The sequence below is a fragment of the Dietzia sp. B44 genome, from assembly GCF_014145245.1.
Lineage (GTDB): Bacteria > Actinomycetota > Actinomycetes > Mycobacteriales > Mycobacteriaceae > Dietzia > Dietzia natronolimnaea.
On record NZ_JAALEF010000150.1, the window covers coordinates 1 to 2,777 of the forward strand.

Annotated in this window: 4 protein-coding genes; 2 read left to right on the forward strand and 2 right to left on the reverse strand. The window is 69.8% G+C overall.

Annotated elements, in window-relative coordinates:
- Window positions 1-73: 73 nt before the first annotated feature.
- Both G6017_RS05990 and G6017_RS05995 read right to left on the reverse strand, forming a co-directional pair.
- A complete protein-coding gene (locus G6017_RS05990) occupies window positions 74-1,051 on the reverse strand; it encodes a carbohydrate kinase family protein (protein WP_182616426.1) in 978 nt (325 codons plus the stop codon).
- A gap of 65 nt (window positions 1,052-1,116) precedes the next feature.
- On the reverse strand, window positions 1,117-1,479 hold the full coding sequence (locus tag G6017_RS05995; protein WP_107756186.1) for a HesB/IscA family protein: 363 nt from the start codon (window positions 1,477-1,479) through the stop codon (window positions 1,117-1,119).
- A gap of 167 nt (window positions 1,480-1,646) precedes the next feature.
- Between G6017_RS05995 and G6017_RS06000 the strand changes: the two genes are divergently transcribed.
- Together G6017_RS06000 and G6017_RS06005 are read left to right on the forward strand one after the other, a co-directional pair.
- A complete protein-coding gene (locus G6017_RS06000) occupies window positions 1,647-2,342 on the forward strand; it encodes a DUF3043 domain-containing protein (protein WP_182610029.1) in 696 nt (231 codons plus the stop codon).
- Between the two features lie 99 nt (window positions 2,343-2,441).
- Window positions 2,442-2,777, forward strand: a 336-nt coding sequence (locus G6017_RS06005; RefSeq protein ID WP_182616428.1) for a bifunctional adenosylcobinamide kinase/adenosylcobinamide-phosphate guanylyltransferase, incomplete at its 3' end; no start/stop codon positions are given.

A 2,777-nucleotide genomic window follows, 5' to 3' on the forward strand; every position in this document is an offset into this window, starting at 1 on the left:
CGCTCTTCTCGTCGGGGGTCGGTCGCTGGCCGGTCGGTGGTCGTCGGCACGGCGGTGAGCGCCCCGGGCGGGATCAGGCGGGCAGCAGCGCCGCGAGCTCCTCGGCGGCCTCGTCCCCGTAGGCCGCGGCGAGTCGCCGGCGCGCGGCGGCGGAGTCGATGCTCCACTCCTGGGTGCCGGTGGTCTCCAGCACGTGGGTGGCGATGAGAGCACCGAACTGGGCCGAACGCTCCAGCGAGAGGCCGTCGACCACACCGGTGAGGAATCCGGCGCGGAACGCGTCGCCGACGCCCGTGGGGTCGAGCAGGTTGTCCGAGGGCACGATGCCCACCTCGAGGGGCTCGGCGCCCTTCTCCACGATCACCACGCTCTTGCCTCCGCGGGTGGTGATGCGGGTACCGACCTTGTCGTCCAGCTCCTCGGCCGTCCACCCGGTCTTGTTCAGCAGGAGTTCGTACTCGTACTCGTTGGTGAACAGGTACCGGGCGCCGTCGACCAGCGCTGCGGCCGCCTCACCGTCGAGGAACGCCAGCTGCTGGGAGGGGTCGGCCGCGAAGTCGAGCCCGAGCTCGCGGCACTCCGCCGTGTGGGAGTTCATCGCGGTCGGGTCGTTGGCGCCGATGAGCACGATCTCGGGCCGACCGATGCGGTCGACCAGGCGGGCCAGGGAGATGGTGGCCGCCTCACCCATCGCGCCGGGGTAGAACGAGGCGAGCTGGGCCATGTCCGAGTCGGTGGTGCACACGAACCGTGCGGTGTGCAGGGCGGAGCTGATGTGGACCGCCGAGGTGTCCACGCCGTGCCTCTCCAGCCAGTCGCGGTACTCGGCGAAGTCCTCACCCGCGGCGCCCACCAGATGGGGACGACGGCCGAGCACGCCGAGCGCGAACGCGATGTTGCCACCCACTCCGCCGCGGCGGATCTGGAGGGAGTCCACCAGGAAGCTCAGCGACACGTGGGCGAGCTGGTCCGGCAGGAGCTGCTCGGAGAACCGACCCGAGAAGGTCATGAGGTGGTCGGTGGCGATGGAACCCGTGATGACTACTGACATGCTCCAGACAGTAGACGACCCGGGCCGACCAGCGATCGGCCCGGGTCGTCAGTGCCCGGCTGGACTCAGTTGAACGAGTCGCCGCAGGCGCACGAGCCGGTGGCCTGGGGGTTGTCGATGGTGAAGCCCTGCTTCTCGATGGTGTCGACGAAGTCGATCGACGCACCGGTCAGGTAGGGCACGCTCATCCGGTCGACGGCGAGCTTGATGCCACCGAAGTCGTCCACGACGTCGCCGTCGAGCGAGCGGTCGTCGAAGAAGAGCTGGTACCGCAGGCCGGCACAACCACCGGGCTGGACGGCGATGCGCAGGGCCAGATCGTCGCGACCTTCCTGGTCGAGGAGTGCCTTGGCCTTCGAGGCGGCGGCGTCGGTGAGCAACACACCGGTGGCGGTGGTCTCCGTGGCGGTGTTCTCCGCAGTGGTCATGTCGGTTCTCCTTGCGATCCGAGAGGGTCTTCGGTGGCGTCCTACGGTGGTGCAACGCCCACCGGGGAGCTCTCTATTCCCCGGACGCCGCGTCGCCTGACACGATACGCCTGCGAGGAGTGACGGGTGAATGTCCTCGGCGGGGATCGATCGCCTAGCCTGGGTATGTGAAGTTGCGCGCATTCGGCTCCAGTAAAGACGACCCCGGCAAGGGCTCCGCAGGTACCGACACCGGGCCGGAGTCCTCCCCGGGCACGGATCCGGGGCCTGCAGGGGACGCCCGTCGGCCCGCGGGCAAGGGCAAGCCCACCCCCAAGCGGCGGGACCAGGAGCGCGCGCGCGGCCTGCGGACGGGTCCCGTCACGGCGCCGGTCACCCGTAAGGAGGCCAAGGAGCGCCGGAAGGCCGCCGAGGCCAGCATGACCAAGGACGAGCGCAAGGCCGCCCGGGCCGAGCAGCGTACCGCCCGTGAGGAGCGCCGCCAGCTCATGATGGCCGGCGACGACCGTTACGTGCTCTCGCGGGACCGCGGCGAGGTCCGTCGCTTCGCCCGCGACTGGGTGGACACCCACCGGCGCCTGATCAACTTCTTCATGCCGCTCGCGCTGTTCGTGATCATCTTCCAGCTGATCCCCAACCCGGAACTGATGTTCTACAGCCAGAACCTGTTCCTCATCCTGATCGTCGTGGTGGTGGTGGACGGAATCCTCCTCGGACGCAAGGTCAACAGTGTCGTCCGCGAGCGGTTCCCGGACACCGAGGACACCGGGTTCGGCATGGGCTGGTACGCGGTGATGCGGGCGACGCAGCCGCGGATGCTCCGCACCCCGCGCCCCCGGGTACGCCCGGGCGACTCCATCTGACCTGATCACCAGCTGGCCTGATCACCATCTGACCTGCTCGGCAGCTGACCTGACCGACAGCTGACCTGACCGACGATCCACGGAAAGGCCCGGAACGCCATGCGCCTGCTCGTCCTCGGCGGCACCCGCTCGGGCAAGTCCGCCCACGCCGAATCGGTGGCCGAGGCCACCGGCGCGGACGTGGTGTACGTGGCCACCGCGCGACCGGACCACGACGACGCCGAGATGACCGCCAGGATCGCCGCGCACCGGGACCGCAGGCCCGCCGAATGGTCCACCGAGGAGACCGACGAGATCCCGCGGGTACTCGCCGATCACCCGGCCGACACGGTCCTCGTCGACGATCTCGGGGGTTGGCTCACCCGCCGGATGGACGCCACCCTCGGGTGGACTGACGGCGGGGCGGCCGTGTCCGATGAGGTCGACGCGCTGGTC

Coding starts and splice junctions, on each gene's coding strand:
- G6017_RS05990 (WP_182616426.1), bottom strand. CDS start 1,051: ATGTCAGTAGTCATCACGGGTTCCATCGCCACCGACCACCTCATGACC.
- G6017_RS05995 (WP_107756186.1), bottom strand. CDS start 1,479: ATGACCACTGCGGAGAACACCGCCACGGAGACCACCGCCACCGGTGTG.